This is a genomic window from Archangium lipolyticum, from assembly GCF_024623785.1.
Taxonomy (GTDB): Bacteria; Myxococcota; Myxococcia; order Myxococcales; family Myxococcaceae; genus Archangium; species Archangium lipolyticum.
Genome location: NZ_JANKBZ010000023.1, coordinates 61,317 through 88,209 on the forward strand (window position 1 = coordinate 61,317; position 26,893 = coordinate 88,209).

General features: G+C 69.2%; 21 protein-coding genes. 13 read left to right on the top strand and 8 right to left on the bottom strand.

Annotation, left to right across the window (positions count from 1 at the left end; translation table 11 throughout):
* Positions 1-33 precede the first annotated feature (33 nt).
* Positions 34-2,646 carry a DEAD/DEAH box helicase gene (locus tag NR810_RS35740; protein WP_257459090.1) on the top strand — a complete coding sequence of 871 codons (2,613 nt, stop codon included), beginning with the start codon at positions 34-36 and terminating at the stop codon, positions 2,644-2,646.
* A 1-nt stretch (position 2,647) separates the two neighbouring features.
* Here the strand turns inward: NR810_RS35740 and NR810_RS35745 are convergent, their stop codons facing one another.
* Positions 2,648-4,216 carry a protein adenylyltransferase SelO gene (locus NR810_RS35745; RefSeq protein ID WP_257459091.1) on the bottom strand — a complete coding sequence of 523 codons (1,569 nt, stop codon included), beginning with the start codon at positions 4,214-4,216 and terminating at the stop codon, positions 2,648-2,650.
* 191 nt (positions 4,217-4,407) lie between these two features.
* On the opposite strand from NR810_RS35745, the gene NR810_RS35750 reads away from it, so the two are divergent.
* Positions 4,408-5,931, top strand: a complete 1,524-nt coding sequence (locus NR810_RS35750) for a formate/nitrite transporter family protein (protein WP_257459092.1) — start codon at positions 4,408-4,410, stop codon at positions 5,929-5,931.
* Positions 5,932-5,990: 59 nt separating this feature from the next.
* Entirely contained in the window at positions 5,991-6,563 is a 573-nt protein-coding gene (locus NR810_RS35755; RefSeq protein ID WP_257459093.1) for a DUF1801 domain-containing protein, read from the top strand.
* Positions 6,564-6,568: 5 nt separating this feature from the next.
* Here the strand turns inward: NR810_RS35755 and NR810_RS35760 are convergent, their stop codons facing one another.
* Positions 6,569-7,312 (bottom strand): immunity 52 family protein, encoded by a 744-nt coding sequence (locus tag NR810_RS35760; RefSeq protein WP_257459095.1) that lies wholly within the window; start codon positions 7,310-7,312, stop codon positions 6,569-6,571.
* A 20-nt stretch (positions 7,313-7,332) separates the two neighbouring features.
* Positions 7,333-8,886, bottom strand: coding sequence for a restriction endonuclease fold toxin 5 domain-containing protein (locus NR810_RS35765; RefSeq protein WP_257459098.1), 1,554 nt, complete (start codon positions 8,884-8,886; stop codon positions 7,333-7,335).
* A 225-nt stretch (positions 8,887-9,111) separates the two neighbouring features.
* On the opposite strand from NR810_RS35765, the gene NR810_RS35770 reads away from it, so the two are divergent.
* The 7 genes from NR810_RS35770 (at position 9,112) to NR810_RS35805 (ending at position 17,673) form a co-directional block, all read left to right on the top strand.
* Entirely contained in the window at positions 9,112-10,101 is a 990-nt protein-coding gene (locus tag NR810_RS35770; RefSeq protein WP_257459101.1) for an ATP-binding cassette domain-containing protein, read from the top strand.
* Positions 10,102-10,137: 36 nt separating this feature from the next.
* Positions 10,138-10,857, top strand: a complete 720-nt coding sequence (locus tag NR810_RS35775) for an ABC transporter permease subunit (RefSeq protein WP_257459103.1) — start codon at positions 10,138-10,140, stop codon at positions 10,855-10,857.
* 8 nt (positions 10,858-10,865) lie between these two features.
* A complete protein-coding gene (locus NR810_RS35780; protein WP_257459104.1) occupies positions 10,866-12,500 on the top strand; it encodes a GldG family protein in 1,635 nt (544 codons plus the stop codon).
* Positions 12,501-12,520: 20 nt separating this feature from the next.
* Positions 12,521-14,008, top strand: coding sequence for a DUF4340 domain-containing protein (locus NR810_RS52310; protein ID WP_306818793.1), 1,488 nt, complete (start codon positions 12,521-12,523; stop codon positions 14,006-14,008).
* 43 nt (positions 14,009-14,051) lie between these two features.
* Positions 14,052-15,488, top strand: coding sequence for a DUF92 domain-containing protein (locus tag NR810_RS35795; protein ID WP_257459106.1), 1,437 nt, complete (start codon positions 14,052-14,054; stop codon positions 15,486-15,488).
* A gap of 51 nt (positions 15,489-15,539) precedes the next feature.
* Complete coding sequence (locus tag NR810_RS35800; protein WP_257459107.1) at positions 15,540-16,499, top strand: carbon-nitrogen hydrolase family protein; 960 nt, start codon at positions 15,540-15,542, stop codon at positions 16,497-16,499.
* 139 nt (positions 16,500-16,638) lie between these two features.
* Positions 16,639-17,673 carry an AraC family transcriptional regulator gene (locus NR810_RS35805; RefSeq protein WP_257459108.1) on the top strand — a complete coding sequence of 345 codons (1,035 nt, stop codon included), beginning with the start codon at positions 16,639-16,641 and terminating at the stop codon, positions 17,671-17,673.
* On the opposite strand, the gene NR810_RS35810 is transcribed toward NR810_RS35805, so the two are convergent.
* From NR810_RS35810 to NR810_RS35820, 3 genes are all read right to left on the bottom strand, one after another.
* On the bottom strand, positions 17,610-18,416 hold the full coding sequence (locus tag NR810_RS35810) for an SDR family NAD(P)-dependent oxidoreductase (RefSeq protein WP_257459109.1): 807 nt from the start codon (positions 18,414-18,416) through the stop codon (positions 17,610-17,612). The genes NR810_RS35805 and NR810_RS35810 overlap by 64 nt on opposite strands.
* Positions 18,417-18,481: 65 nt before the next feature.
* A complete protein-coding gene (locus NR810_RS35815) occupies positions 18,482-19,444 on the bottom strand; it encodes a stage II sporulation protein M (RefSeq protein WP_257459110.1) in 963 nt (320 codons plus the stop codon).
* 1 nt (position 19,445) lies between these two features.
* A complete protein-coding gene (locus NR810_RS35820) occupies positions 19,446-20,210 on the bottom strand; it encodes an RDD family protein (protein ID WP_257459111.1) in 765 nt (254 codons plus the stop codon).
* A gap of 190 nt (positions 20,211-20,400) precedes the next feature.
* Between NR810_RS35820 and NR810_RS35825 the strand changes: the two genes are divergently transcribed.
* Positions 20,401-20,913, top strand: coding sequence for a DUF2267 domain-containing protein (locus NR810_RS35825; protein ID WP_257459112.1), 513 nt, complete (start codon positions 20,401-20,403; stop codon positions 20,911-20,913).
* A gap of 78 nt (positions 20,914-20,991) precedes the next feature.
* On the opposite strand, the gene NR810_RS35830 is transcribed toward NR810_RS35825, so the two are convergent.
* Positions 20,992-21,507 (bottom strand): Hsp20/alpha crystallin family protein, encoded by a 516-nt coding sequence (locus tag NR810_RS35830; protein ID WP_257459114.1) that lies wholly within the window; start codon positions 21,505-21,507, stop codon positions 20,992-20,994.
* A gap of 496 nt (positions 21,508-22,003) precedes the next feature.
* Between NR810_RS35830 and NR810_RS35835 the strand changes: the two genes are divergently transcribed.
* Complete coding sequence (locus NR810_RS35835) at positions 22,004-22,693, top strand: response regulator transcription factor (RefSeq protein ID WP_257459116.1); 690 nt, start codon at positions 22,004-22,006, stop codon at positions 22,691-22,693.
* Positions 22,694-22,823: 130 nt separating this feature from the next.
* Positions 22,824-23,645 carry a WecB/TagA/CpsF family glycosyltransferase gene (locus NR810_RS52315; RefSeq protein WP_306818795.1) on the top strand — a complete coding sequence of 274 codons (822 nt, stop codon included), beginning with the start codon at positions 22,824-22,826 and terminating at the stop codon, positions 23,643-23,645.
* A gap of 1 nt (position 23,646) precedes the next feature.
* Here the strand turns inward: NR810_RS52315 and NR810_RS35845 are convergent, their stop codons facing one another.
* Positions 23,647-26,874, bottom strand: a complete 3,228-nt coding sequence (locus tag NR810_RS35845; RefSeq protein WP_257459119.1) for a type 2 lanthipeptide synthetase LanM family protein — start codon at positions 26,872-26,874, stop codon at positions 23,647-23,649.
* Between the last annotated feature and the right edge of the window lie 19 nt (positions 26,875-26,893).

Genomic DNA, 26,893 nt, shown 5'->3' on the forward strand with positions numbered 1-26,893 from the left:
CCAAACCCCCGGGGCTGAGCGCGCGAGGGCCATGTGCGTACGCCGACCGATCGCCAGCTGCCTCCCGACCATGACGCCTTCGTCTCCGCCGAGCCGCCGACGGGGCGCGTCATCGTCATCGCCCCCACGCGCGCGGCGTGCGAGACCATCGAACTCGCGCTCGGGCTGCGCCTCGAGACCTACCTCGAGAAGCACCACGGACCCCGGGTGCGCGAGCTGGCGCGTGCTGGGAAGGGCTTTGGCATCGTGGCCGGGACGGGGACCGGAAAGACGCTCGCCATCCGGCTCATCGCCGAGGAGCTCGTCGGCCAGGGAGGCACGACTCCTCTCAGGGTCGGCGTGGTGAACCGTGAGCGTGAGGCGACACCCGACACGCCCACCTGGAACGTCATCATCGTGACGACGGGCATCGCGCGGCGCTGGTTCCAGAATGGCGACATCCTGCCTCACGACACGCTCGTCATCGACGAGATCCACCAGACGTCGGCGGAGCTCGAGCTCTGCCTGGCGCTCGGCAAGCGCGTGGGCTGCCGCTTCATCTGGCTCTCCGCCACTGTGGACCCGGCGCTCTACGCGCGCTACCTGAACAGCGCCGACGTGCTCGAGGTCCAGGCGTTCGATCCGAGGAAGGTGGCCACCGTCGTGGTCGAGGACAGGCAACCGCTCGCGTTTCTCGATGAGGCGTTCCTCTCCGCCGTGGAGAAGGGGCAGCGCGGGGTAGGGCTCTTCCTCCCCACGCGGGCGGCGGTCGAGCAGGTGGCCCAGCACGTACGCACCCACTGGCCGCGCATCCACGCGGCGTACTACCACGGCGGAGAACCGATCCGCGCCATCCGGCCGTTCCTCGAGGGGACGGCGCCCCGGCCCTTCCTCCTGGCCATGACGGCCGCGGGGCAGAGCGCGCTCAACGTGCAGGGGCTCGACACCCTCGTCATCGATGACACGCGCTTCGCCAATCTCGTCGAGCGCGGGCGGGGCGTGCTCACGCGCATCCACCTCGGGAACAACGAGCTGCTCCAGATGGCCGGGCGCGTGCATGGCCGCGTCGAGGGCGGACGCATCTTCATCCTGAGCAACCGGGACATCGACTTCTTCGCGCTCCGCCCGACGGAGCCCGAGTTCCAGCTCGCCGGAGACCCGGAGCGCGTGGCACTCACCGCCGCCGCTCTTGGCGTGCGGGCCGATGCGTTGGATCTCCCCGTACCGCTCGACCGCGTGGCCTACGACCGCGTGTTCCAGCGGCTGCGGGAGCGCGGCATCGTCGACGCCCAGGGAAGGCTCTCGTCCTACGGCCGCGCGGTCGAGGCACTCCCGGTGGAGCGGGCCTGGGCGGAGCTGATCGTCAATGGAGAGGACGCGCTGCTTCCCTACCTCGCCGTGTGCAGCGCCATCGAGTCGCTCCACCGGATGACGCGCGAGGAGCGCGACCTGGAGGGCGTGCTGGTCACCGGGAGCGACCACCTCACCGCCTACAACCTCTACGCCGAGGCGTACCGCGAGGCGGGCTTCATCGGCGAAGTGTACGGGCTACCGCGTCACCTGTTCCACGCGGAGAAGATGGAGCGCTGGGCCGAGCGGCGCGGCGTGCTGGTGAAGGCCATCGAGGACGCGGCGCTGGTGATGGCGGGCGTCTACCGGAGCGTGGGCGTCGGGCTGCCCGAGCACATGCCGTTCGCGGGGGACCGAGTGTACCGCCGCTTCGCCGAGCTGCTCGCGCGCTTCATGCCCTTCGACCTCACCATCGACGAGCAGACGGCCTCGGGCGAGCAGGCGCGTGTCGCGAAGACGAGCGTGTGCGGAAGTTGGGGCGCGGTGGCGGGGATGCTCCGCTACTTCGCCGACCGCTCGGGCAACCCGCACGCCTCCATCGAGGGCACGCACATCCCGCTCGACATCCTGACGAAGTACGCGCGCCGCACCGATGCCGAACTCACCTATGACCCGTGGCACATGTCGCTCGTGCTCGAGTGGCGCATGGAGTACGCCGGCTTCGAGCTGGAGCGCGAGATCGAGGTGCTCCGCGCGTGGGGACCGGAGCTGGCGGAGCGCGCACGGCATGCGCTCGCCGAGGCGCTGGGACGAGGCGAGGCGGAGCACCCGGCGGTGCGCCGCAACCAGCCGGCCATCGACGAGGTGCGAGAGCTGTGGCGCCGCTCGGGCGGACGCACGGCGAAGCTCGGGGTGCCGGAGTTGACCTCCCTCTACGAGGCGCGGCTCGAGGGGGTCACCACGATGGACGAGCTCGACGCGCGTCCATTGGTGCTGGACCTGGACGCACTGGTTCCGCCCGGGACGCGCGAGCAGCTCCTGTCGTTGCCAGACGCGGTGAGCATCCGCGACCTCGAAGTGGACCTGGACTACGAAGTGGAGGAGGACGAGGCGGGACAGCCCGTGGGGGTGGTGCGGCTCCACCTGCCGGAGAAGCTCGCGCGCACGCTCGTGGAGGAGGAGCTCCCGTTGTTCGACCGGCCCGTGCGCTTCGTCGTGGGCCGAGGCCGGCGTGGCGCGCTGCGGGCCGACACGCTGCTCGAGCTGCAGGAACTGCTCGACATGCCGTGGATGCCCGAGGAGCTCGAGATGGTACGTGACCCGGGCGGTGGTGGGCGTGCGGGGCGGGGCAGGGGAGCCCGGCGCCCGCGACGCTGATTCAGGAGCTGCAGGAGAGCGCCGAGCACCCTGGCTTGGATCTCGCCCAATCGGGCCGCCTGGCCGCGTAGGCCTCGCGCCCCGGTTGCTCATCGAAGGGCCGCCGCATCACGTCGAGCAGCGCGTGCACCTTCGAGTTGTCGCCAGCATGAGCGGCATCGATCGCCTCCTGGGCGAGGTAGTTGCGCAGCACGTACTTCGGATTCACCGCGTCCATCCGGCGCGCCAGCTCGGCGGGAGCCACACCCTCACGCCTCGTGCGCTGCCACCAGGTGGTCAGCCATTGGAGGCCCTTGGCCAGATGGGGCTCGGGAACCTGCCCGTAGAAGGCCTCGCGCAGCACGGCCGGGAACTCGACGGGAGCCGCCGGTGCGGTCACCACGCGGGACAGGCCGCGGAAGAAGAGGGTCATGTCCGTCTCTTCCTCGGCGAGCCACGCGATGCACCCGTTCACCAGGTCGAAGTCGGCTTTGTCCCCGAGTGAGGACAGCCCCAGCTTGGCCGCGAACCGGGCCGCCAGCTCCGTCTCGAACGTGCGATCGTACTCGAGCAGCCCCGCTTCGATCAGGGTCTCATCGCCTTCGAGGAGCGGCATCAGCGCGACCCCGAGCCGCTCGACATTCCACATCCCGATGGCGGGCTGATTGCCATAGCGGTACCGGCGCTGGTCGGCGTCCGTGGTGTTCGGCGTCCATCCCGGGTCGAAGTCGTCGATCCAACCGTAGGGGCCGTAGTCGATGGTGAGGCCGAGGATGGACATGTTGTCGGTGTTCATGACGCCGTGGACGAAGCCCACCGCCTGCCAATGCGCGATGAGCTTCGCGGTGCGTCGCGCCACCTCGCCGAAGAAGGCGGCGTAGGTGTCCTTCGACGGCTTGCCGAGCTCCGGGAAGAACTGCGTCACCGTGTAGTCCGCGAGCTTCTGGAGCAGCGCCACGTCCCCCCGGCTGGTGCACAGCTCGAAGTTGCCGAAGCGCAGGAAGCTCGGAGCGACGCGGCAGACGATGGCACCGGGCTCGGCTTCGGGATGCCCGTCGTAGAACATGTCCCGGATGACCGTGTCTCCGGTGGCGACGAGCGACAGCGCGCGGGTGGTGGGCACGCCCAGGTGGTGCATGGCCTCGCTGCACAGGAACTCACGAATGGAGGAGCGCAGCACCGCGCGCCCATCGGCGCGGCGCGAGTAGGGCGTCCGGCCCGCTCCCTTGAGCTGCAACTCGTAGCGCCCGCCGTCGGGAGCCAGCAGCTCGCCCAGCACGATGGCGCGGCCATCCCCCAGTTGTCCCGCCCAATTGCCGAACTGATGCCCACCGTAGTTGGCCGAGTACGGCACCATGCCCGGCCACAGTGCGTTTCCGGAGAGGACCTGAACCCACTCGGCGGACTGGAGTGCCGCCTCGTCCAGTCCCAGCAGGCGCACCACCTCGGGGGAGAATGCGACCAATCGAGGGGCCGAGACTGGAGTGGGCTGTACCTTCGACCAGAGCGCCCCGTGCACCTGGCGCGGCCGCGTGTCGGAGAGCGGGTCACCGGGAGTCGATTCGATGAACTGAGAAGTGAACTGGGGCATGGAACATGGATGTGAAGATGGAGTCACGGATGCAAGCGAGAGAGCGCTGGGCGGAGGAGATTCGGCTCGGGCCCGGCTTCTTATCAGGGGCCTGACTGCTTGCCCCGTTCTTCGTCCGGAGTTCAATCCCCTCATCCCGAGGCAATGTCCAGGCTTCGTGGGTGCGTGATTCCGAACCCACCCCTCCATCCATGAGCACGACAGGCTGGGATGTGGAACCCGGCCGCGAGCTGCGCCACCTGCGAGCCATCCACCCCTCCCATGAGGAGCTCCGGGAGCTCAGCCGCTCGCTCGCCCTCCATCAGAGCCTGCTGCACCAGCTCCAGGCTCCGGACTTCGCGCCCGGAGCCGTCGAGTTCCCGCGCCAGTTCCTCATCCGCTTCAACATCCCCGTGTCCGGCGAGGACGGCGACCTGCGCTGGGAGCGGTTGGACGTGGTGCTGGCGGATGACGCCGTGCTCACCGTCGAACCGTTCCCGTTGGAGCTCGTGGAGCGGGCCCGTGCGCGCTTCCTCCGGCGTGAGCGCCCCGGGGGGATCGATCGCTTCCTGGCGATACTCGTCGAGGAGGTGGTGGACGGTTTCGGCACGAGGTGGGGCTCCATCCGCGAGGAGCTGCAGGGCTTGGAGACGCAGGGCCTGCGGGCTTCCGCCGGAGCCCTGGGCGCGGTGGGCAAGGCCCACACGGAGATGGCCGAGCTGCTGCGTGGTCTCCAGGCGGCGCGCGAGTGCCTCGAACAGCTCACGCGCGGGCGCTCCCGGCGCATCGGGGACGTGGCCATCGCCGAGCTGCTCGCCTCGCTCGACCGGCTCAAGGGCCTGACGGAGACCGTGGTGCAGGTGCGTGAGCACCTCGCCGGCTTGTCCGAGCAGGCCGCGGCGACCAGCGTGGAGGTGAGCGCCGAGTCACCGGAGGTCATCGAGACCGCCATCGCGCTCGGCGAGCGGCGGCTGCACCGGATGACGGTGGCCCACGCGATCACGGCGTTCATCGGTGGGCTGGCCGTGAGCTTCGGCGGGGTGGCCATGGCGTGGACGGCGGGACCCTGGACGCACGTGTTGGATCAGAGCCAGGCGCACCTGCTGGGCTCGATCGCGTTTCCCATCGGCTTCATCATCCTCATCGTGGGCAAGGGCGAGCTGTTCACCGAGAACTTCTTCGTCCCCGTCACCGGAGTGATGAGCGGCCGGGGCAGGCTGCGCGACCTGTTCCTGTTGTGGGGCTCCACGCTGGCCTTCAACCTGGTGGGAGCCGTCGTCTTCGCGTTCCTCATCTCGCGCCCGGGCGTGCTGGCGGACGGCGCGCGGCACTTCCTCGTGGAGCTCGTGAAGGAGAAGGTGTTCGTCCCGCTGCCCGTGGCCTTCATGAAGGCCGTCTTCGCCGGGTGGCTGATGACGATGCTCACGTGGCTGTTGCTCGCGGCACGGGGACAGGGCGCCCGGATGCTCATCATCTGGATGATGGGCTTCCTCATCTCGGCCGGTCATTTCAACCACGTGGTCATCTCGGCGGCCGAGGTCTTCATGGCCATGGGGGTGGGCGCGCCCGTGTCGGTGGGCGAGTGGGCGCGGCTCAACTTCCTGCCGGCGCTGCTGGGCAACCTCGTGGGGGGCATTATCTTCGTGACGCTGCTCGGTTACGTGCAGGCGCACTCACTGAGGCGCAGCGAGCAGCGGGCGCGTGGAGCCGTCCGGCGCCGCGAGACACATCACTGACGGGTAGGGCAGAATGTCTCTCCAGGACGTGCGGCACCCGAGTCCGCACACTCACGACCATGCAGAGCAAAGCCACCACCGTCGACCAGTACCTCGCCTCGCTCCCAGAGGATCGCCGCGCGGCGATCTCCGCCGTGCGAAAGGTCATCCTCGAGAACCTTGATAAGAACTACGCGGAGGGCATGCAGTACGGGATGATCGGCTACTACGTCCCGCACGAGGTGTTCCCCGCGGGCTACCACTGCGACCCGAAGCAGCCGCTGCCGTTCGCGTCGCTGGCCTCGCAGAAGAGCCACATGGCCGTCTACCTGATGTGCGTCTACGGCCAGCCGGAGCAGGAGAAGTGGTTCCGCGAGGCGTGGGCGAAGACGGGCAAGAAGCTCGACATGGGCAAGTCGTGCGTGCGCTTCAAGAAGCTCGAGGACGTCGCGCTCGACGTGATCGGCGAGGCCATCCGCCGTGTGCCCGCCAAGGCGTACATCGCGCACTACGAGTCCGTGATCCGGCCGCCGGAGAAGAAGAAGGCGCCGGCCGCGAAGAAGACCAGCCCTGCCGCGAAGAAGAGCAAGCCCGTCGAGAAGAAGACCAGGCCGGCGGCGAAGAAGAAGCCAGTGGCGAGGAAGCGCGCGTAGCGGGCTCACTCGTTGGTGGGCTCGGGTTCCGGACGTTCGATGAGGCCTGCCCGGTCGAGCAGCTCGCGCACACGTGCGGTGAACGTCACATGCTCGGGGTTGCTCGCCGTCATGGGCTCGTGGGAGAGGATGAGGAGCCAGCCCAGCGCACCCACCGGCTCGATGCGCACGGGGGCGGGCAGCGGTGGCACCGTGCCCAGGCGGCGCGACAAGTACGTCATCCAGCCCACCCGCACCTCGAACCCGCGCTTTTCCACGAGGTCCACCATCTCGCCCGAGGATGCCATGGCGAAGTCAGGGTCCCATGCCGTGGCCATGAGGGTGAGCACCTCGACCAGCACCGGCGCGCGCAGTATCCGATCCCGTACCGCTCCCTGTCTGGGCGGTTTCAGCAGGCACGAATTGGGTCCCCCCCAGGGAGAGTATCCACCGCAAGAAAGGTGGAGGTCGGTGGCCTCCTCCTTCGCATTCCACAAGATCTGGCTGAAGCCCAGGTTCTCGATGACCTCCTTGTCGACGTCCGTGCGGATCCTGCTGCGCTGCAGGAGCTTCTCCAGTGCCTTCACCTCCGGGTCGACAGGGTGGCCTGGCAGGCCGCGGGGGGCTCCACGCCCCCCCCGGTACCATTGGGCGAAGGATGGGTCACATCGTGCCAACCCTCGGAAGAAGAGCTCCGCGCGCCGGGCACACTCCAGCGCCGTCTCCTTCCGTGGGCCCCAGTACGCCCCTACGTAGTACCTGTCCTGCATGTGCGCGTGCTCCTTCCCCTCTACCGTACTGGTGGTGCATGGCGGACGGTGATGTTGTCCCATCCTTCATCCTCGAAGATTTCGCGAAGGAACTTCGCAACCTTGGCGTCAGCGACATGCCAGGTCAGCGGCAGTCCCAACTTCCGGGCCGCCTCCGATTGTTTCCTGGCTTGTTCCATCATTTCCTTGAACCCGCCGGAAATCCTGTACCAGTACTTGGGCGTGCCATCCGCGTTGAAGAAGGAGCAGTAGCCGGGCCCCTTGGCCTCCAGCAACTCCCTGCCCTTGATGCCGTCGAACTCCAGCTTTCCAATCATGTAGACCCACCAGGCGGGCCGCCCCGTTACCTGCTCCTGATAGTCCAGGGCGTCCTTGGATTTGGTGGTGGGTTTCTTGTATGTCCATTTGCCGGGCGCTTGCGCCGAAGCTGTCTGGGTGGCCTTTGCTGCCTGACCCCGCCCACCGCCGGTGTGTCCCTGGCCTCTACCCGCCATGTGGAGGATGGAGAGGGCGCCCAGGTCCATGCCCACTGTGGCTGTCGTCGTGCCTCCCGCCACCACGGCTCTGCCCAGTACCATCTCACCCTCGGCCGTGAGCGACAGCACCGGCAGCTCGGCCCCCAACCCGCCGATGCGCCCCACCGTGGCCTCCGCGCCCCCGACCATCATGAGGACGTGCGTGGACAGGCGCGCGGCCTCGCGTATCTGGTCCTCCCGAGACATGGCGCCGTAGCGCGCGAAGTACTCGGGCGAGGACGCGATGAGGCGCGCCACCGTGTTGGGCAACTGAGCGAGGTCCTCCACGGTGCGGATGGGGTGGAGGATGGATTGAGCCAGGGCCACCACCATCTCCCCCATGGCATCCTGGGCCCCATCGAGTGCGGCGTTGAGCGGGTCTCTCCCCAGGCCCAGCTCGGCCAGCGGAGGGCTGTCCGCGCGCCGGAGGGCCTCGGTGACCGGGTAGAAGACACCACCGCGCGAGAAGTAGAAGACGCCTACCCGGAGGCCGCCCACCTTCCACTCGCCCTGTACCAGCTCGAGTGGGCCCATGCGCTGAATGGGAGTACCGGTGAGCGCGGCCACCAGGTAGCCGTCCGGGCGCACCAGCACCAGGAGCCAGAAGCGATCGGCACGCCACTTCAAATCGGCGTACTCCACGCGCTCGCCGCCCTCGAGGACCTCGCGTAGCAGCCAGGACAGTACCCGGCGCGGGGCGAAGCTCCTCTGCGTCTCGGGTGTCTTCGCCAACAGCTCCAGGAGTTGGCGCGCCTGCTCCTGGTAGAGCGCCGCGCCCGTCGGGTGCCGTGCTTCTTCCTCCAGGCCGCTGGCCTCCTGTATCACCTGGAAGGGGTCCGCCGTCTGTTCGGGAAGACCCCCGGCGCTTCCCGTCGCCCCTTCAGGGGAGGGAGTGACAACGGACTGCCGAGGTCCGGAGTTGTAACGGAACGAGGTGGAGCGCGGGTGGAGGCCGATGCCGCTCGTCAGGCCCCCTCGCGGACGGCCCGTGGCGCACCCTGCGAGTAGCACGGCCACTGACAGGGCCAGGAGGACCGCGCCAACGAGACGAGTGGACAAGCCGCACCTCTCCCCATGTGCATGGACAGAACGCTGACCCGCTGGAATGACAGGCAAGCGTCGTAGGGGCGGTCAAGCCAATTTCAGCACGGGTGAAATTCACGGCTGTCGGGGACGGGAAATAAATCCGCACTGGCCGCGTTGACAGCGCCGATCGCTGTCTTAAGTGCAGGCGGCGTTTGAACAGAACCATTCGTTTCATGGGGTGAGGTCGTGTCTCAACCAATGATCCGGATCGAAGGTCTGACCAAGAGCTACGGGGCCACCCAGGCACTGCGTGGGGTCAGCTTCGACGTCCCTCGAGGACAGGTGGTGGGGTTCCTCGGGCCCAATGGGGCCGGCAAGTCCACCACGATGAAGATTCTCGCCGGCTTCGTGACGCCAACGTCCGGCACGGCGAGGGTCAATGGCATCGACGTCAGCGTCGACTCGGTCGCGTCCCGGCGGTTGATCGGGTACCTGCCCGAGAACAACCCCCTCTATGAGGAGATGATGGTCCGGGACTTCCTGGACTTCGTCGCCGAGGTGAGAGGGATTCCCAAGGCCCGCCGTGCCGAGCGGATCCGCAGCGCGGTGGAGCGCTGCGGCCTTCGCTCGGTGCTGGGCAAGGACATCCACCAGCTCTCCAAGGGCTACCGGCAGCGCGTGGGTCTGGCGCAGGCCATCGTGCACGATCCGGATCTGCTCATCCTGGACGAGCCGACGACGGGCCTGGACCCCAATCAGATCGTCGAGATCCGCGGCCTCATCAAGGAGTTGGGGAAGGAAAAGACGGTCATCCTCAGCACGCACATCCTGAGCGAGGTGCAGAGCACCTGTAGCCGGGTGCTCATCATCAACGACGGGCGTCTGGTCGCGGACGACGCGCCGGAGCGGCTGGGCGAGGGCCAGGGCGGGACGGTCACCGTCGTGCTCGCGTCTCGCACGGGGGCCATGCTGCAGTCGGACGCCGTCCGCTCGATGCTCGAGCGCGTGGCTGGCGTCACCGGTGTGGAGCCCGCGGAAGGGGAGGGCCTCGGGACGCTGGGCTTCCGGCTGCGGTACGGCACCGAGGACATCCGACGCTCGCTCTTCGAGGCCGCCGTGAGCAACGGGCTCTGTCTGCTCGAGGTGAAGCGGCAGCATGTCAGCCTGGAAGAGACGTTCCGCAAGCTCACCGGGGGCGAGGGGCCGCGTGGCCCGCAGGACCCCCAGGTGCCGCAGCGGGCGGCTTGAGCTGACTCCCAGACATTCGAAAAAACGAGGTAGACAATGGGAACGACACTGGCGGTCGCCAGGCGTGAGTTCAGGAGTTTCTTCAACTCGCCCGTCGCTTACATCGTCATCGGCGTGTTCCTGGTCGTGGCGGGATGGCTGTACTTCAGTACCATCTTCGTCGCCGGTCAGGCCTCGCTGCGGGCGTTCTTCAGCATCGCCCCCGTGCTGTTCGTCGTCTTCGCGCCGGCCGTGACGATGCGTCTGGTGGCCGAGGAGCGCAAGAGCGGCACGCTGGAGCTGCTCTTCAGCATGCCCCTGCGCGACTGGGAGCTGGTGGCGGGCAAGTTCCTCGCGGCGCTGGGCATGGTCGCGGTCGGCCTGCTGTGGACGCTGCCCTATCCGCTCACCGTGGCGAGCCTCACCGCCGAGGGCGCCCGGTTCGACTGGGGGCCCGTGGTGATGGGCTACCTGGGGCTGCTGCTGATGGCGTCCAGCTTCCTGGCGCTGGGGCTCTGGGCCAGCGCCCTCAGCCGCAACCAGATCGTCGGCTTCATCATCGGGTTGTTGCTGTGCTTCGCCTTCTACTTCATCGACAAGTTCGCGATGGTGTTGCCCGAGTCGATCGGTGAGCTGTTGCAGTACCTCTCGGTCGACTACCACTTCGCGAACATCGCGCGCGGCGTGCTGGATACGCGTGATCTCCTCTTCTACCTGTCGCTCACGGCCGTGGGGCTCGCGCTGACCACGCGCACCCTGGGCAACGTCCGTCAGTGAGGTCGACGATGAAACCCGGTTCCTCCAACGCGAATGTCTTCCTCGCGGCGATCATCGGCTGCCTGGTGTTGCTCAACATCCTGGCGCTGCGCACGTTCGGCCGCTTCGATGCCACCCGTGACTCGCTCTACACGCTGTCCAAGGCCTCCCAGGACACGATGGCGGGGCTCGAGGATCCCGTCACGGTCACGGCCTACTTCACCGACGACCTGCCGCCTCCGTACTCGAGCAACGCGCGCTACGTGCGCGACCTGCTCGAGGAGTTCCGGGCCGCCTCCAAGGGCCGGCTCTCCTTCGAGTTCCTGGACCCGATGACCCAGGAGACGGCCGAGGACAAGGAGACCAAGAAGGAGACGCGGCGCGACATCTTCGGCCGGGTCTTCCGTGAGCCGACCTCCGTGGAGCGCGAGCTGGCGCAGGAAGGCGTCCAGCCCGTGGAGATCCGCGTGGTCGAGGATGACCAGATGCAGACGAAGCGCGCCTACATGGGCATCGTCATCAAGCATCAGGAGAAGAAGGAGGTCATCCCCGTCGTCCAGGACATCCGGACGCTCGAGTACGACCTCACCACGCTGGTGCGCAAGCTGACGCGCCCCAAGACGCCGGTGATCGGCGTGGTGCAGGGTCACGACGCGCCCGCGCTTCACGAGAAGCTCTCGAGTCTGCGGACGCTGCTCGGCCAGATGTACGAGGTCCGCCCCGTGGACCTGTCCGGCAAGGAGCGTGTGGACGCGGATGTCGACGCGCTGCTCGTCATCGGCCCCAGGACGGCGTTCCAGACCCAGGAGCTCAAGGCCCTCGACCAGTTCGTGATGGAGGGCAAGAGCGTGGCGTTCTTCCTCGACTCCGTCCAGGTCGACCTGAAGACCTTCGAGCCGACCGAGGCCACGCATGGGCTCGGACCCCTGCTGGCAACCTGGGGCATCAAGGTCGGGGACCAGCTGGTGGCGGATGTCGAGTCGGCCCAGCTCAGCGTCCAGGAGCGTCGGGGCTTCATGGTCGTCTCCATGCCGGTGCCGTACCCGTTCGTCCCGATGCTCGCGCGGCTCGAGGGCGACAGCCCCATCACCCAGGGGCTCTCGGGCGTCACCCTGCCGTTCAGCACCGTCGTCACCGCCACCGCGCCCGAGGGCGCCCAGGCCACGGTGCTCGCGAAGTCCTCGCGCAAGAGCTGGTTGGAGAACAAGCCCTACAACATCGACCCGCGGCGCGACTGGCGCTCGGAGACCGTCACGCCGGACGGTCCGCACTCCCTCATGGTGCAGGTGAGCGGGAAGCTGAAGAGCCACTTCGCCTCGGAGGCCCAGGTCAGCACCTCCAGCGGTACGCCCGTGCTCGCGGAGAGCAAGGGGGAGCCGCGAATCATCGTGGCGGGTGGCTCGGCGGCGCTGTGGGACGACTTCATGGGCCGGCCGAACCAGGCGCTGCTCCTGAACGTCGCGGACTGGCTGCTGCTGGATCCCGCGCTCCTGGCCATGCGCACTCGCGGCATGGCCGAGGCGCCCCTCCAGGAGGAGCTGAGTGCCACCACGCGCAACGCCGTCAAGTTCGGCAATGCGTTCGGGATTCCCTTCGCACTCGCCGCCTTCGGGCTCGTCCGCTGGCGGATGCGGGAGTCGCGTCGGGCCACTGTCACCATCTGAAGCGGAGCTGAGGAAGAGCCATGAAGAGAGGAACGCTCATCGCCCTTGGCGCGTTCGCGGTGCTGCTCGTGCTCGTGCTCGCCACGCGCGAGCGGCAGGTCAGCGTCGGGGTCCGCAAGCTGGAGCTGCCGAAGCTGGACAAGGCCCAGGTCACGGAGCTCGAGCTCACGGGCGCCCGGAACGCCACCCTCCGTAAGGAGGGAGAGGGTTGGATCGTGGTGGACCCGGGCAAGCCGGACACGAAGTACACGGCGGACGAGAACCTGGTGAACGGCGCCATCGAGGCGCTCGGGGAGGTGAAGAACCCGGACTTCGTCACCGACCGTGCCGAGCGGCTGGCGGAGTACGAGCTGGATGACGCGAAGGGACTGAAGCTCAAGGTCTCCCATGGCGGCGGTCCTGCCGTGGAGCTGGTGCTCGGGAAGGCCGCCAGGAACGGAGGGGTGTACCTCCGCAAGGCCGGTAGCAACGACGTGTTCGCGCATCAGGGCCGGCTGGACTGGTCCGTGCGCAAGGAGGTCAAGGACTGGCGCAAGCGTCAGATCGTGGCGCTCGAGGTGGACAAGCTCTCCCAGCTCGTCCTCCGCTCGAAGGAGGGAGAGAGTCTGACCCTGAAGGCGGGAGCGAACCCGGGCGAGTGGAGCCTCGCGGAGGGGACCCAGACGCCCGCCGGCTTCCGGTTCAGCTCGCAGGCGGCCCAGCAGTTCGCGCAGCAACTGGCGAGCCTGTACGCGCAGGACTTCCTCGAGGGTGATGCCGCGGCCGACTCCGCGACGGGGCTCGCTGGCGCGCATGACAGCGTGGAGGCGCAGTTGAAGGACGGCAAGAAGGTGGTGGTGCACCTGGGCCGCCAGCCCGAGGCGAAGGATGGCTCGGGCTCCGTCGCGGTCCGGGTCGAGGGAGACGCCCAGGTGTACCAGCTCCCGCAGTACACCGCCTCGCAGCTTCGCAAGCGCCTCGTGGACTTCCGGGACCTGGGCCTCCTGCGCTTCGAGCCGCAGAAGGTCTCGAAGCTGAAGCTCCAGGCCGGTGGCAAGACCGTCGTCGTGGTGAAGGAAGGGGAGGGGTGGAAGATCACCGAGCCCCAGAAGCTCCCGGACGGCTTCGAGCTCGAGCCGTCGCAGGTCGGCATGCAGCTCGCCTGGCTGCGCGACCTGCGTGCGACCCGTCTCGTCGAAGGCCAGGTCTCGGACGGGCAGGCCGGGCTCACTTCACCGGCCGCGCTCGTGGAGGTGACCGTCGAGGGCGAGCCCGTCCAGACCCTGCGGCTGGGCAAGGAGGCGCCGGGGGCGGCGAGCGGCACGAAGGAGCTGTACGCCCGGAGTACGATCGACGCGTTCACCTACGCCGTGGGTGAGGGCGTGCGAGCCCGGCTGGCCCAGGGCCTCGAGCTCTTCAAGCGCCGCGCTCCGCCGAGCTTCGCCGGGGGTGGGCAGATGCAGGGGCTCGACTCGCTCCCGCCCGACGTGAGGCGGCAGCTGGAGGCCCAACTGCGCGCGGGTCAGTAAGAGGACGTTGGGGCTCAGGGGGATCCGGCTACAATCGGTCCCCATGAGCCAGGACATCCAGGCGCTCTTGTGGTCCTACGGATATGTCGGAGCCTGCGTGGCCGCGGGGGAGTCCTCCCTGCGCCTGGGCTTGTCACGGGAGCTCGCGCGCAAGATCATCCACGTGAGCGTGGGCTTCTGGATCTTCGGCACGCTGTGGCTCTTCCAGAACCCGGCGTTGGCCGTGGTGCCGTCGCTGACGGCGGCGGTCGCCAACTGGGTCATCCATCGCAAGCGCCTGTTGAAGTCCGTTGAGACCGAGCCCGACAACCTGGGCACGGTCTGGTTCGCGTTGGCCTTCTCGGCCCTGGTGTGGCTGGCCTGGGACAAGCCCGTGGCCGCGGCGGGCGGTGTCATGGCCATGGCCGTGGGCGATGCCCTGGCCTCGCTGGTGGGCATGCGTTTCGGGCGCCACCCGTACGAGACGCTCGGAGGTGAGCGCAAGAGCCTGGAGGGCTCCCTCGCCATGCTGGCTGGCACCTTCGTGGCCGTGCTGGCCACGCTGACGTGGATGCCGGGCCTCGCTCCCGACATGCCGAAGGTGCCGCTGGCCGCCCTGTGTGCCGTGGTGGCCACCTGTGCCGAGGCACTCGGCACCCGGGGACGGGACAACCTCTTCGTGCCGCTGGCCGCGGGCGCCGTCCTCTACCTGGTTCCTCCCTCGCATGCCGCGGGGCTGGGCCTGGGCGCGGTGATCGCCGTCTTCATCGGCGTGGTGTCCTGGCTCCGGGGCTCGTTGAGCCCGAGCGGCGTGCTGGGGGCCATCCTGATCGGCACGCCCGTCCTCGGGCTCGCGGGGGCGGTGGGCGCCTCGGCCCTGCTCGCCTTCTTCATCTCCTCCAGCGCGCTCTCCAAGACCTTCCGGGCCCGCAAGGCCGGCGTGGAGGAGGAGTACGCGAAGACGGGGACGCGCGACCTGGGACAGGCGCTGGCCAACGGTGGTGTGGCCGCGCTCGCGGCGGTGCTGCTGGCCGTCACCGGAGACGAGCGCTATGCGCTGGCCATGCTGGGCGCCCTGGTCGCCGCCAACGCGGACACGTGGGCCACCGAGCTGGGTGTCCTCTCCCGCTCGCCCCCCAGGCTGGTCACCACGCTGCGGCAGGTGCCGGCTGGCACGTCCGGTGCCGTCTCGGGAGCCGGGTTGATGGCCTCGACCGCGGGGGCCGCCTTCGTTGGAGTGGTGGCCGCGCTCGCGGGCGCCCGGTGGTCGCTCCTCCCATGGCTCGTGCTGGCCGGGGTGGTGGGCTCGCTGTTCGACAGCTTCCTGGGCGCCACGGTGCAGGACGTGCGCTGGTGCGACGCCTGTGGCCGGGAGACGGAGCGCCGGGTGCATCGCTGTGGCCGGGCCGCCCGGCCCCTGAGGGGCTTCTCCTGGCTGGGCAACGACACGGTCAACGTGTTGGCCACGGCCGCGGGGGCGCTGCTGGCCTTCTGGGCGTAGCTCGCGGTGTTGCTCGTCCCTGTCGGGACTTCTCGCCTATCCTCCGCCGCCATGTCCCAGTCCCAGCAGGTTCGTGTCGCCGTCGTCCAGGCCGCTCCCGTCCTCTTCGATCGTGAGGGGACGCTCGAACGCGTCGCCTCCTGGACCGCCCGGGCCGCCCAGGCGGGTGCTCGCATCGTCCTCTTCCCGGAGGCCTTCATCCCCGCCTATCCCCGGGGACTGGGCTTCGGCTTCATCGTCGGCAGCCGGACCGAGGCTGGCCGCCGTCTCTGGCAGCTCTACAACGAGCAGTCGGTGGAGATCCCCGGCCCGGCGATCGACCACCTCGGGAGCATCGCCCGCCAGCACGGTGTCTACCTCGCCATCGGTGTCATCGAGCGTGATCGCGTGACGCGCGGGACGCTCTACTGCACGCTGCTCTACTTCGGGCCGGACGGTGCGCTGCTCGCGAAGCACCGCAAGCTCAAGCCCACCGGCTCCGAGCGGCTCATCTGGGGCGAGGGCGATGGGAGCACGCTCTCCACGGTCGAGACCCCCTTCGGCCGGCTCGGCGGGCTCATCTGCTGGGAGAACTACATGCCGCTCGCCCGGACGGCCATGTACGCCAAGGGCGTCGACATCTACCTCGCCCCCACCGCCGACAACCGGGACACCTGGCAGGCCACGGTGCGCCACATCGCCAGCGAAGGCCGGTGCTTCGTGCTCGGGTGCAACCAGTTCGTCACCCGCGACATGTACCCGGAGGAGGTCCTGCGCGAGGAGGCCCTGCCCGCCGACGCACCCCGCATCATGTCCCGCGGTGGCAGCGTCATCGTCTCCCCGTTCGGCGAGGTGCTCGCCGGGCCTCTATGGGACGAGGAGGGGCTGCTGACCGCGGACCTCGACCTGGGGCTGCTCACCCGGGCGCGGCTCGACTTCGACCCGTGCGGCCACTACGCCCGGCCGGATGTCTTCCGGCTGGAGGTGGACGAGCGCGAGCGGCCCGTGGCGGCGTTCCGCCTTCAGGGGTGACCGCGGAAATCAATTTCCCCGATAGGACAAATCCGGGCCGCGGATGTACGGCCTCCCGTGGGGGGAGGTTGACGCCAGCCGATCTACGATGGAAGGCGTGACGGAACCGACCTGCTGGGCAAGAGGCCTGGCGCACGTAGTGGATTACGCAACGCAGCGGGGTGCGGATCGCTCGGCGATTCTGGCGCGCGCATCGGTGCGCACCGGGTTGCTCGCGGATCCGGATGCACGGGTGCCCATCTCGGCGTACTACGCGGCGGTGGAGGCCGCGGCGGAGGCACTGGCCGACCCCCATTTCGGGCTCCATTACATCGAGGCCATCGAACCGGCGGCCATCGATGCGGTGGGCTTCCTGGGGATGGCCAGCCGCACGGTGGGAGAGGCGGTGCGGCGAATCATCCGCTACCACCGGGTGATGAGTGAGGGGGAGGTGTTCGAGGTGGAGATGGACGGAGGCCGCGCCGTCTTCCGATTCGAGCCCCATGGCCCCTTCCGCCCCGCCCACGTCCACATCACGGAGATGTATGCGGCGGACTGCCTGCTGCTGCCAGCGCGTTACACGGGAGCTCCCGTGGAGGTCCTCACGCTGCGCTTCGCCCACCCCGCGCATGGCGACCCGGGCGAGTACCGCCGGCGCTTTGGCCGGATGCCAGAGTTCGGTGCCGGGGTGAACCAGTGGGCAGTGCCCGAGGAGGTGTTGGAACGGCCGCTGCCGCGTCCCGACCCGGGGTTGGCGGCCTTCCTGGAACGCTATCTCGATGCGCGTGCGACGGCCCTGCCGGCGACGAGCCCCGTACGCGAACAGGTACGGCAAGCACTGGCCGAGGGACTGGCGGATGGCCAGGCCTCGCTGGCGGCCACGGCCCGGCGGCTCCGGGTGAGTGCACGCACGCTCCAGCGGCGTCTGTCATTGGAGGGGGTCACGTTGGAGACCCTCCTCACGGAGGTACGGAGGGAGCGCGCCCGCCTCCTGCTGGAGCAGGGTCTACCCGTGGCCGAGGTGAGCTTCCTGCTGGGCTACGCGGAGCCCGCGGTCTTCCACCGTGCGTTCAAGCGTTGGACGGGGACGACGCCCCAGGCATGGCGGGCCCGCGCACTCCAGAAGGGTGCTCAGGAGCGCTCGGGTGGCAGCGCTGGGGTGGCGAAGGACACACGCGCCACCTCTCGCATGTAGTTGCGTGCCCAGTTGGGGAACAGGCCGGACAGCCAGACGAAGGTGCGGTTTCCAGCGCCCGAGACGTGCACGGGCCGGGCACGCAGCGTGGCTCGCACCGCCTCGCGTGCGACTTCTTCCGGGTCCTGCAACGGCACTCGCGTGAGCTTGACGGACAGCCCGTTCTCGGTGCGGGTGTGGCCGGGCATGAAGAGCAGCACGCGCACACCGCGCGCCTCCACCTCGCCTCGGAGCGCATGGGTGAAGGCATTGAGGGCGGCCTTGCTGGCGCTGTAGTTGGCGTTGGTGGGATAGGCAACCTGTCCCAGCACGGAGCTGACGTTGACGAGCGTGCCTTCCCCTCGCTGGAGCATCTCGGGCAACACCGCTCGCACCATGCGCAGCGCGCCAAAGTAGTTCACCTCCAGCTCCAGCCGGCCTCGGGCCGGGTCCTGCTCCAGGAAGGGCTGCTGGAAGTAGACCCCCGCGTTGTTGATGAGCAGATCGATGTGCCCATGGGCCGCGCGAGCAGCATCCACCGCCCGGGCCACGGACGCGTCGTCGGTCACATCCAGCCCATGGTGCCAGGCACGTCCGCCAGCACGCTGGATGGAGTCCGCGCCGCGAGCCAGGGCCTCCAGCTCCCTGCCCATCATGAGAACGGTCGCACCCGCCGCCCCATAGGCACGCGCCATGGCCAGACCAATGCCCCGGCTGGCGCCAGTGATGAGGACGTTCCTGCCACGAAAAGGGAGTGTGTTCATGCCCGGCAAGGTACACAGGTGGGCCCCGGGAACCCGTGACTCGGGGCGCCCGAAGGATTGACCTTTCACGCCAACTCATCCCGGCCGGCACGCAGCAGGTATGTCCAGAAGAGGGCCCCCAGCGCGAGCCCCAGCACGCCCTTCATCCACGAGGAGAAGAAGTCGCCGGGGGACACGAAGCCCTCCACCACGGCGATGAGCGCGAGGAAGGGCGCGCAGCCGAGCACCAGCTTCACCGCCTCGCGTCCACGCAGCACCAGGGCCTGGCCGCGGGGTAGCTCCCCGGGGTCGATGAGCGCCTGGCCCACCATGAGCCCCGCGCCGCCGGCGATGACGATGATGGACAGCTCCACCGGCCCATGGGCGGCGATGAAGTCGAACAGCTTGGGGCCCATTCCCTCGTGCACGCACAGCGCGCCCACCGAGCCGAGGTGCACCCCGTTGTTGATCAGCGTGAACACCGTGCCCAGCCCCAGCAGGATGCCGGAGGCGAAGGTGACGATGATCACCGTGAGGTTGTTGGTGGCGATGCCCGAGGCCACCGCGTTGGGCGGTGCCACGGAGAGGATGCCATCCGTCCACATCTCCTTGCGGGCGATGAAGTCGCGCAGGTGCTCGGGCACCAGCAGCTCCGCGCCTCGTGGCTCCAGCAGCACCACCAGCGCTCCCAGGAGGATGCCCAGCACGAAGAGGCCCGTGCTCGCGGCCACGAAGGCCCCGTTGGCACGCAGGGCGCGCGGGAAGTCCCGGCGGAAGAAGGCGAGGGTGGCGGCCCACCGCTCACGCGGAGGCTGGTAGATGGCGCCGTAGGCCTGTCCGCAGAGCTGGTTGAGGAAACGGTGCACGTCCGTGCCCGCGTAGAACGTCTGCGCGTGCGCCAGATCCGCCGCCGCCTTCCGGTAGAGGACGTCGAGCGTGCGCAGCTCCTCCAGGCGCAGGGTGCCCGCGCGCTGCCGGGCGAGCAGATCCTTCAACGTGTCCCAGTCGGGGCGGCGGCGCGCCACGAAGGCGGGCAGGGGCGTGGCCACCTCAGCGCTCCGCCTGGACGCGGGTCCTCAGGAAGGACTCGGTGGCCTGGGGTGAGGCCAGCACGGTGGCTCGCTCCTCCTCTCCGAGCCCCCCGTAGCGGTCCACGAGCTTCGTCCCCAGCCGCGTCCGGGCCGCCGGCTCGAGCTGCGGTGCTCGCGTCAGGAAGGCGAGGATGAGCTCCACGTCCTCCGGCGCGAGCCGCATGCGGCTGGAGGCGGCGGACACGGCCGGGGCCTCGGCCGCCGGGGCGGTGTACTTGTCCAGGTCGATGCGCTCCTCGCGCACCAGCAGGGTGCCGGCGAGCAGGTCCCCGAGCCGCCGGTGCTGGCGCGTCAGCAGCATGCTCAGGCAGCCGGTGGCGTAGAGCCCGGGCAGGAAGTCCACCACGCGCACCAGGTTGCGCACCGCGCTCTCCAGCACGCCCACGGGCGAGCCGTCCACGCGTACCACCCGGATGCCGATGAGGCGCTTGCCCGGCGTCTGCCCGCCCATCACCACCTCGCACACCGTCCAGTACAGCCACTGGGTGGCGAAGACCCCCACCACCATCAGCGTCCGCGTGAAGCCGGACAGCCCCTCGAAGAAGCCGAGCACGTCGCTCACCAGCAGCGTGAAGGTGAAGTAGGCGACGACCCAGAAGAGGAACAGCAGGACGATGTCGATCAGATAGGCGAGGCACCGGTAGCCGATGCCGGCCACGGGCAGCGAGAGGGCCACCCGCTCGGGCGTGGCGACATCGAGGTTCGGAGACGCGGCGGAATCCATTCGCCCGGGAGATTACCCGGAATGCGCCCGGGGGAACGCCTTCCGTCACCGGGAGCGTGGGAGGCCACCCTCTTGGCAGGGCAGGCGCCAGGGCGAGCCCCCTCGCGCGCCGCTCCCTCTTCACGCTCCGCGAAGCGTGGTCAAGGTGAAGAGGACAGGGTGGAACCTTCTTCATCCGATGGAGGCGGATATGGCGGACATGGATCGGACGGGTACGGACAAGAACCAGGAAGGCAAGGGCATCGAGCAGCAGGGGCAGCAGGGAATCGACCTGGAGGCACGGCGCCAGCAGCGGCGGGAGACGCGGCGCAACCAGACCTACAAGGCCTTCCTGGGCAACCTCGCCGTCATCGGCTCGATGAACGAGCAAGAGGCCGAAAGCGCCGCGGTGTCGGTGCTGTGCGTGCTGGAGCAGCGGCTCTTCGGCGAGGAGGCGGCGCACCTGGAGGCCCAGTTGCCCGGCAAGCTTCAGGATCTACTGGTGCGGTGCGAGCGGCACCTGGGCAAGCCGGCGAGCAAGTTTGGCAGGGATGGCTTCATCCAGATGGTCTCGGAGGACCTCGGCGTGGATGCCATCGAGGCCGAGCGGAGGATCCGCGCCGTCTTCAGCGCGGTCCGCGAGCAGGTCTCCGAAGGGGAGATCGAGGACGTCATCGGCCAGCTGCCCGCCGACCTGCGCGAGCTGTGGCAGCGCGCCATCTGATTCCCGGCGAGGCGCTCGAACGGCGAAGGGGGCCGGATTCCTCCAGCCCCCTCCACCCGGGAACCCGTCTCCCGTGACTCAGGCCTTCACCTTGCCCTGCTTGCTGGCGTCGGTGGCGCCCACCTGGATGCGCTTGGGCTGCACCTCGGGCAGCTTGGGCAGCCGCAAGTTGAGCACTCCGTCCTTCAGCTCGGCCGTGACGTGCTCTCCGTCCACGCCCTCGGGGAGCGTGAACGAGCGGCTGAACGAGCCGTAACTCCGCTCGTAGGCGTAGAAGCGGTCCGACTCCTCCTGCTGCTCCGTCTCCCGCTTCCCACCGATGGTGAGCCGGTCTCCCGTCAGCGTGATGTCCAGATCGCTCTCCTTCACGCCCGGCAGGTCCGCCTTGAAGATGTAGGCGTCCTTCGTCTCCTTCACCTCGAAGGCCGGGACGAAGCTCCACGTCTGCTCACCACCGCCTCCTACGATTCGGCCCATCCGCTCGAATGGATCGAACCCCATCAATTCCCGCATCTGCTCGAATGGATCGAACCCTCGCGTCCATCGCCCCACCGACGATGAGCCGCTTCCTCGACGCACCGGAAGATCCGCCATGACTCTTTCCTCCTTCGTGCTCGGGTCGCACCCGCGCTGGAGCGCGGCCCCCACATTCACGGTAGAGCGGAGCGGGACTCGCACAAGGTGTCCGGTGCGAACGCGCATCGTCCCGGAGGCCCATTGCCCGAGGAGCACGGGAGCGCTCACCACCCAACAGCCACCGGGTGCTTTGGGTATGCCCGTGCACACTCAACGGCAAATTGGCGTGAGCTGGGACTGGACCTGCGCTATTCCAATGAGCATTCGTGGGCAGCGCCGGTCGCACGTTGGGTGGGCCGGTGGCACTGTCGGGTGAAGTTTTTTCCAGTAGGCGTCCGGAGGTCGTCTCGAGCAGCGCAGAAGCGTCAACTGGTTGGGGAAGCTGCTGACCTGTGGGATGAACACCCTTGCGGATCGACGAGTCCGACCCACATCTGGTGCCGCAAGGTGGTTTGTAGGTCAGGGCAGTTCGTAGTCAGAAGGCAGTTCGCCATGACGGCTGGGGGGCCCTCGCATGGCATCGAATCAAGCGGAAGTGCGCGTTGGATTGTTGGAAGGACCGTGGGCGGCGTGGCAAGGCCTCGCCGATGGACTGCGGGTCGAAGGGCTGAACGTCCTGTGGGTGACCCGAGATGTCCGCACCCTCCTCGATGGAATGGGGACGGATCCTCCGCAGGTCGCCATCCTGGACGTGGAGCCCGAGGGAGCCGCCGACATGGGCTGCTCGGCAACGGAAGGGCTCAACGTCCTGCGCGAGGCACGCAAGCGGCGCCTGGAGGTGAGGATGCTGGTGTTGTCCTCGGCCAACGCCCAGGACTTCATCTCCCAGTGCTTCGATGAGGGGGCCTCGGGTTATCTCTTCCGGCAGAGCCTCACGACGAACGCGGTGTGCACGGCGGTGGGTGCCCTGGTTCGCGGGGAGAAGTTGTTCCCGGTGCAGCTGCTGCGCAATGACTTCGAGCACCCGCCAGTGGCCGCGGCCACCGCGAGCGTGTTGCTCACCCTCACCCAGCGCGAGCGCGAGGTGCTGGCCTACGTGGCCGGCGGCGCGGACAACCTGAAGATCGCCGCGCACCTGCAGATCGCCGAGCGCACGGTGAAGTCGCACGTGACCCAGCTGTACCGGAAACTGGGCGCGGAGAACCGGACCCAGCTGGCGCTGCGTGCGTGCCACCTGGGTGTAAGGCCGCCGCCGGACTTGTAGGAGAACACCCCCCGGGGGCGGGTCGACCCGCCGTCAGCCCCCGGGTCCCGGGTACGTCAGACCCCCCTGGCAGATCGGGGTGTCAGACACCACTGTCCCGCGCGCTGCGGGAGCCGGGAGGAGGAGGGCGATGAACGGGGTTGTGGGGCTGGAGACGCCGCGGAGCGGTCTGGCGTCGCTGGTGCCGAGGAGAGCGGAGTGGGAGCAGGGGCGGGCCTTCTCTCGTGTACGTATCGGTCATGTGCCGTTGGATCTGGGGCGCCCGGGTGAGGTGCTTCAGTCCATTGAGGCCCTGGTGACGCGTGGCCAGGGTGGACGCATCCTCACGCCAGATGTGGAGCAGGTGGTGCTGGCGGAGGCCAACGTGGCGCTGCGCCAGGCGCTCGCCACGGCGGATTTGTCGTTGGCGGGGAGCCCGGTGGTGGCGCGGGCCGCCCGGGTGATTGGCCCTCGGGTGCCGGAGTCGCTGACGGGCGCGCAGTGGTTGACGCCGCTGGTGAAGCTGGCGCGTGAGCGGTCCTGGCGGGTGCTCGTGGTGGCGGAGCGGCCGGGGGTCGCCGAGTGGACCGCGTGCGCGTTGAGGGACCGGTATGGGCTGCTCGCGGTGGGTGTGGCCGCGCCGGGTGTGCCCGAGGATGGGCGGGGTGCGTGGGTGGAGCGGCTGATCGACCGCATCGCCCTCACACGGCCGCACCTGGTGCTGGTGTCCATGGCGACGCCGAAGCAGGAGCTGTTCTGCCAGTACGCCGCCGCGCGGTTGCAGCCAGCGGTGCTGGTGGGCATCGGTGCGGCACTGGAGTCGTCCTGGGACGAGGGACGTCCGGTGCAGCGCTGGCGGGAACTGGCCGGGAGCGGGTGGCTCGACCGCTGCCGCCGGTGGTTGACGGCTCCGGTGCGGTTGCTGCTCCGGAACCTGTCGTTTCTCCGCATCCTCGCGGGCTCGAGGCGCTGACTCAGGGCATCGCCAGCGAGAGCACCGAGGGCACGCGCTCCGGGGCCGCGAGCCGCAGCAGGCCATAGCCGATGCCGGCCAGGCCCATCAGCAGCCCCGGGGTCTCCGTGCCCCGGGGCAGTCCGCAGAGCCAGCCGCGCTCGCGTCCGGTGTGGATGACGTGGGCCGCGCGCTCCAGGGCGGCGCGGCTCCATCGCGGCTCGCCGAGCCGCTCGCCCGCCAGGTGCAGCGGCTCCAGGTTGCCCATGTCTCCATGGCAGAGGCAGTGGTTGCCGCCGAAGCCCTCGCGCAGGGTGGTGTCCAGGGCCGTCTGGAGCTCCGCGCGTGTCTGGTCGTCGTCCTCGTGCCGCAGCGAGCACAGCCTCCCGAGCGCGATGCCCGGGGCCCCATGGCACCACGACACCATGAAGCCGGTGGTGAGGCCCTCCGCGCCTTTCTCGGGCTCGCGCAGGTCGCGCCAGTTGGCGCGCTCGGGGACGAAGAGGGCGCGCTCGTAGGTGAGGCCCTGTTGAGCAAGCTCCCGGTAGCGCGTGTCGCCGGTGGCGGCGGCCAGCTCCAGGAGGGCGTACGCGATGCCCGCCACGCCGTGGGAGAAGCCCGACAGGGGCCGATCTCCCGCCGGGCCCTTCCAGCCCACGCCCCCCTCCGGCATGGGTTGGGCGGTGGCGAGGAGCCGCTCCCCGCATCGTCTGGCGGCCTCCAGGAACCGCGAGTCCCGGGTCCGGGCGTGCAGCCCGAGCAGGACGAGCGTGCTCCCGGCGGAGCCACTGAGCAGATCCAACCGCGTGTCGGAATCGATGAGCGCTTCCAGCGCCGGGAGTCCCTCGCGCACCTCGTCCAGCAGCTCCGGCTGGTTCCAGAGGACGGCCAGGTGCCCGAGCACGTACGCGGCGGAGGTGCGGCCGACGAAGGCGCCCACGCCCGTGTCGCTCGGGTCGGGGTTGCGCCAGGCGTCCCGGACGGGCTCCAGGGCCGCGCGGGCGAGCTGCTCGAAGTCCGCGCGTCCGGTCTCCCGGGCGAGGTAGGCGAAGAACAGGGCGAGCCCGCCGACGCCCTCGTACACGTCCGTCCCGAGGGGCGCGAGGCTCCAGCGCCACCGGTCCAGGTCCTCCAGGTTCATGCCGATCCAGGTCGCGTCCGTGCGTCCCCGGATGGCCTTGGCCGCGAGGTCCTCTCCAATGGAGATGGCGGCGGCGAGGCACTCCTCGCGCGAGGCGGGCGCGGGGGTGGCCCGCTGCGCGGCCCGGGCGACGACGGGCGCGGCACCCCGGCCCTTGTCGAGGGACACCATCGACTTGCGGATGAGCGACACCTGCCAAGCGCAATCCCTCTCATCCAACCCCGCGAGCCGCTCCCGCACCTCGCCCAGACTGTCTTGCGCGAAGTAGTCACGGATGCACTCGCCGGTGCTGCTCCACAGGTGGCGCTGGCCGGGCCGCGTGGTGAACATGGGGATGTCCCCGAGCCGCAGGTCCGCGTGCTCGTAGGGGACGAGCCGCCGCAGCGAGGGCCACACGGTGGCCTCGGCCCAGAGGTTGTCCAGCACCTTGTCGCGCTCCAGGCCGTCGCGCAGGAAGTCGGGGTGGAGGCTCTCCTGCAGCAGGAGGGCGTAGCGCTGGGTGGCGCGCACGATGTGGCGGACCTCCACGTCGGCGAAGCCCTGGAACCGGGAGCCGAGCTCCTCGCGGTGACGCATGAGGAGCCGGTACGTCTCCTCGAAGCCCTGGACGATGTCCTCGGTGTACTCGGAGGCGTCCACCGGCTGGCCCTGGAGCTGGGGCCTGTTGCTCGAGCCGGACGTGCGGCCCTGGCGGCGGACCACGCGCATGGTGTCATGGAGCGCGTCCTCCACCATGGGCACGGCCTGGGGTGACAGCTGGCCGGCCTCGCCTCCCAGCCCGCTCATGTCGACGCCCGCGCGTCCCCCCCGGCCGAAGATGAGCATGGGCAGCATGCCGACGGAGACGATGGAGCGGTCGAGCGCGCCCCAGGCACGCTGCTGGGCCGAGTCCCCCATCTCCTGGGAGGCCCGCTGGTGGAAGAGCGCCTCCAGGTCCACGAGCACGGGGTACTCACCGGCGGCGATGAGGTTCTCCAGGTGGAAGTCCACGGCGGCGAGCGTGTGGAGCAGCGCCAGCGAGCTGCCCTGCCGCCAGTAGAAGCGTTGGAGGGCCTCGCGCGAGTCACAGCCCGCGGTCTCCACGTACTCGACCCAGCCGTAGGTGCCACGGTCCAGCACGGTGAGCACCCGGTGCGCATGGCGCATGCCTCGCGTGTTCATCCACTCTAGGAGCTGTTGGAAGCGGACGTCCACCGCGAGCGACTTCGGCTTGTAGACGAGCTTCAGCCCGGAGCTGAACTGGAGCAGGAGGACACTCCGGCCCTCGCGGTGCAGGTCGGAGATGCCGCTCTGGAGTCCGGTGGGCAGCCCGATGTCCTGGCCTCCCTGGAAGGTCTGGCCGAGCAGCTCATGATCCGTGACGAGGTGCTGGAGGAGCTCCAGGCTCACGTCGAGCCACCGCTCGGTGCTGGTGGCCAGGAGCCGGGCGAGGACCGGGTACTCCTCCAGCAGCGCCATGAAGATCCGCGGCTCCCCCAGGTGCTTCGTCGAGAAGTAATGGAAGCGCTCCTGGGGCGAGCTCCCGGGGAGCTGCTCGAGCATCCGGGCCACGTTGAGCTCGAGGATGAGGGTCCGGGTGGACAGGTACTGGAGCCGCCGTGCGAGTCCCTCGAGCAGCGCGGCCTCGGCCTCGGGCGCCAGCAGCGGGCGCTCCAGACCATGGCGGGCCTGGAGCGCGGCCATCACCGTCCGCAGCCTCGCGGCGGCGATCCGGAGGAACGGGTGGAACAGTCCCGAGAACGACAGCCCGGGCTGCCCCGGGGCGGAGGGCGCCTGGAGCGAGGCGGGCAGGGCTTCTCCGGCGTGCCGTTGCTCGATGACCTCCTGGATGAGGAATACCCATGAGCCACTGTCCTCGGGCCCATCCTCCTGGCCTCCCGAGTGGGAGAGGAGCCGGAGGAAGTCCTGCCGGTCGAGCCCCACGCTCCTGAGCCGCTCGTCGAGGGTGGCGTCGTCTCCCGACATGAGCTGACGCCAGGCCTCCGCGCGGCGCTCGGCCTCCTCGCGAGCCGGGTCGTTCCCGTCGGACGGGGCACCTCCCTTCGCGGTGGCCCGCTCGTGGAGGAATGTCGCCTTCTTCCAGGGAAAGACAGGAGCAATGACTTGCATGGGTATCACCTAGGTCGAT

Excerpts from the sequence above, each read along its gene's own strand:
- NR810_RS35755 (WP_257459093.1), top strand. The coding sequence starts at position 5,991 with ATGCAGAGCAAAGCCACCACCGTCGACCAGTACCTCGCCTCGCTCCCA.
- NR810_RS35820 (WP_257459111.1), bottom strand. The coding sequence starts at position 20,210 with ATGGATTCCGCCGCGTCTCCGAACCTCGATGTCGCCACGCCCGAGCGG.
- NR810_RS35760 (WP_257459095.1), bottom strand. The coding sequence starts at position 7,312 with ATGCAGGACAGGTACTACGTAGGGGCGTACTGGGGCCCACGGAAGGAG.
- NR810_RS52315 (WP_306818795.1), top strand. The coding sequence starts at position 22,824 with ATGAACGGGGTTGTGGGGCTGGAGACGCCGCGGAGCGGTCTGGCGTCG.
- NR810_RS35795 (WP_257459106.1), top strand. The coding sequence starts at position 14,052 with ATGAGCCAGGACATCCAGGCGCTCTTGTGGTCCTACGGATATGTCGGA.
- NR810_RS35830 (WP_257459114.1), bottom strand. The coding sequence starts at position 21,507 with ATGGCGGATCTTCCGGTGCGTCGAGGAAGCGGCTCATCGTCGGTGGGG.
- NR810_RS35825 (WP_257459112.1), top strand. The coding sequence starts at position 20,401 with ATGGCGGACATGGATCGGACGGGTACGGACAAGAACCAGGAAGGCAAG.
- NR810_RS52310 (WP_306818793.1), top strand. The coding sequence starts at position 12,521 with ATGAAGAGAGGAACGCTCATCGCCCTTGGCGCGTTCGCGGTGCTGCTC.
- NR810_RS35745 (WP_257459091.1), bottom strand. The coding sequence starts at position 4,216 with ATGCCCCAGTTCACTTCTCAGTTCATCGAATCGACTCCCGGTGACCCG.
- NR810_RS35770 (WP_257459101.1), top strand. The coding sequence starts at position 9,112 with ATGATCCGGATCGAAGGTCTGACCAAGAGCTACGGGGCCACCCAGGCA.
- NR810_RS35835 (WP_257459116.1), top strand. The coding sequence starts at position 22,004 with ATGGCATCGAATCAAGCGGAAGTGCGCGTTGGATTGTTGGAAGGACCG.
- NR810_RS35845 (WP_257459119.1), bottom strand. The coding sequence starts at position 26,874 with ATGCAAGTCATTGCTCCTGTCTTTCCCTGGAAGAAGGCGACATTCCTC.
- NR810_RS35810 (WP_257459109.1), bottom strand. The coding sequence starts at position 18,416 with ATGAACACACTCCCTTTTCGTGGCAGGAACGTCCTCATCACTGGCGCC.
- NR810_RS35750 (WP_257459092.1), top strand. The coding sequence starts at position 4,408 with ATGAGCACGACAGGCTGGGATGTGGAACCCGGCCGCGAGCTGCGCCAC.
- NR810_RS35780 (WP_257459104.1), top strand. The coding sequence starts at position 10,866 with ATGAAACCCGGTTCCTCCAACGCGAATGTCTTCCTCGCGGCGATCATC.
- NR810_RS35800 (WP_257459107.1), top strand. The coding sequence starts at position 15,540 with ATGTCCCAGTCCCAGCAGGTTCGTGTCGCCGTCGTCCAGGCCGCTCCC.
- NR810_RS35775 (WP_257459103.1), top strand. The coding sequence starts at position 10,138 with ATGGGAACGACACTGGCGGTCGCCAGGCGTGAGTTCAGGAGTTTCTTC.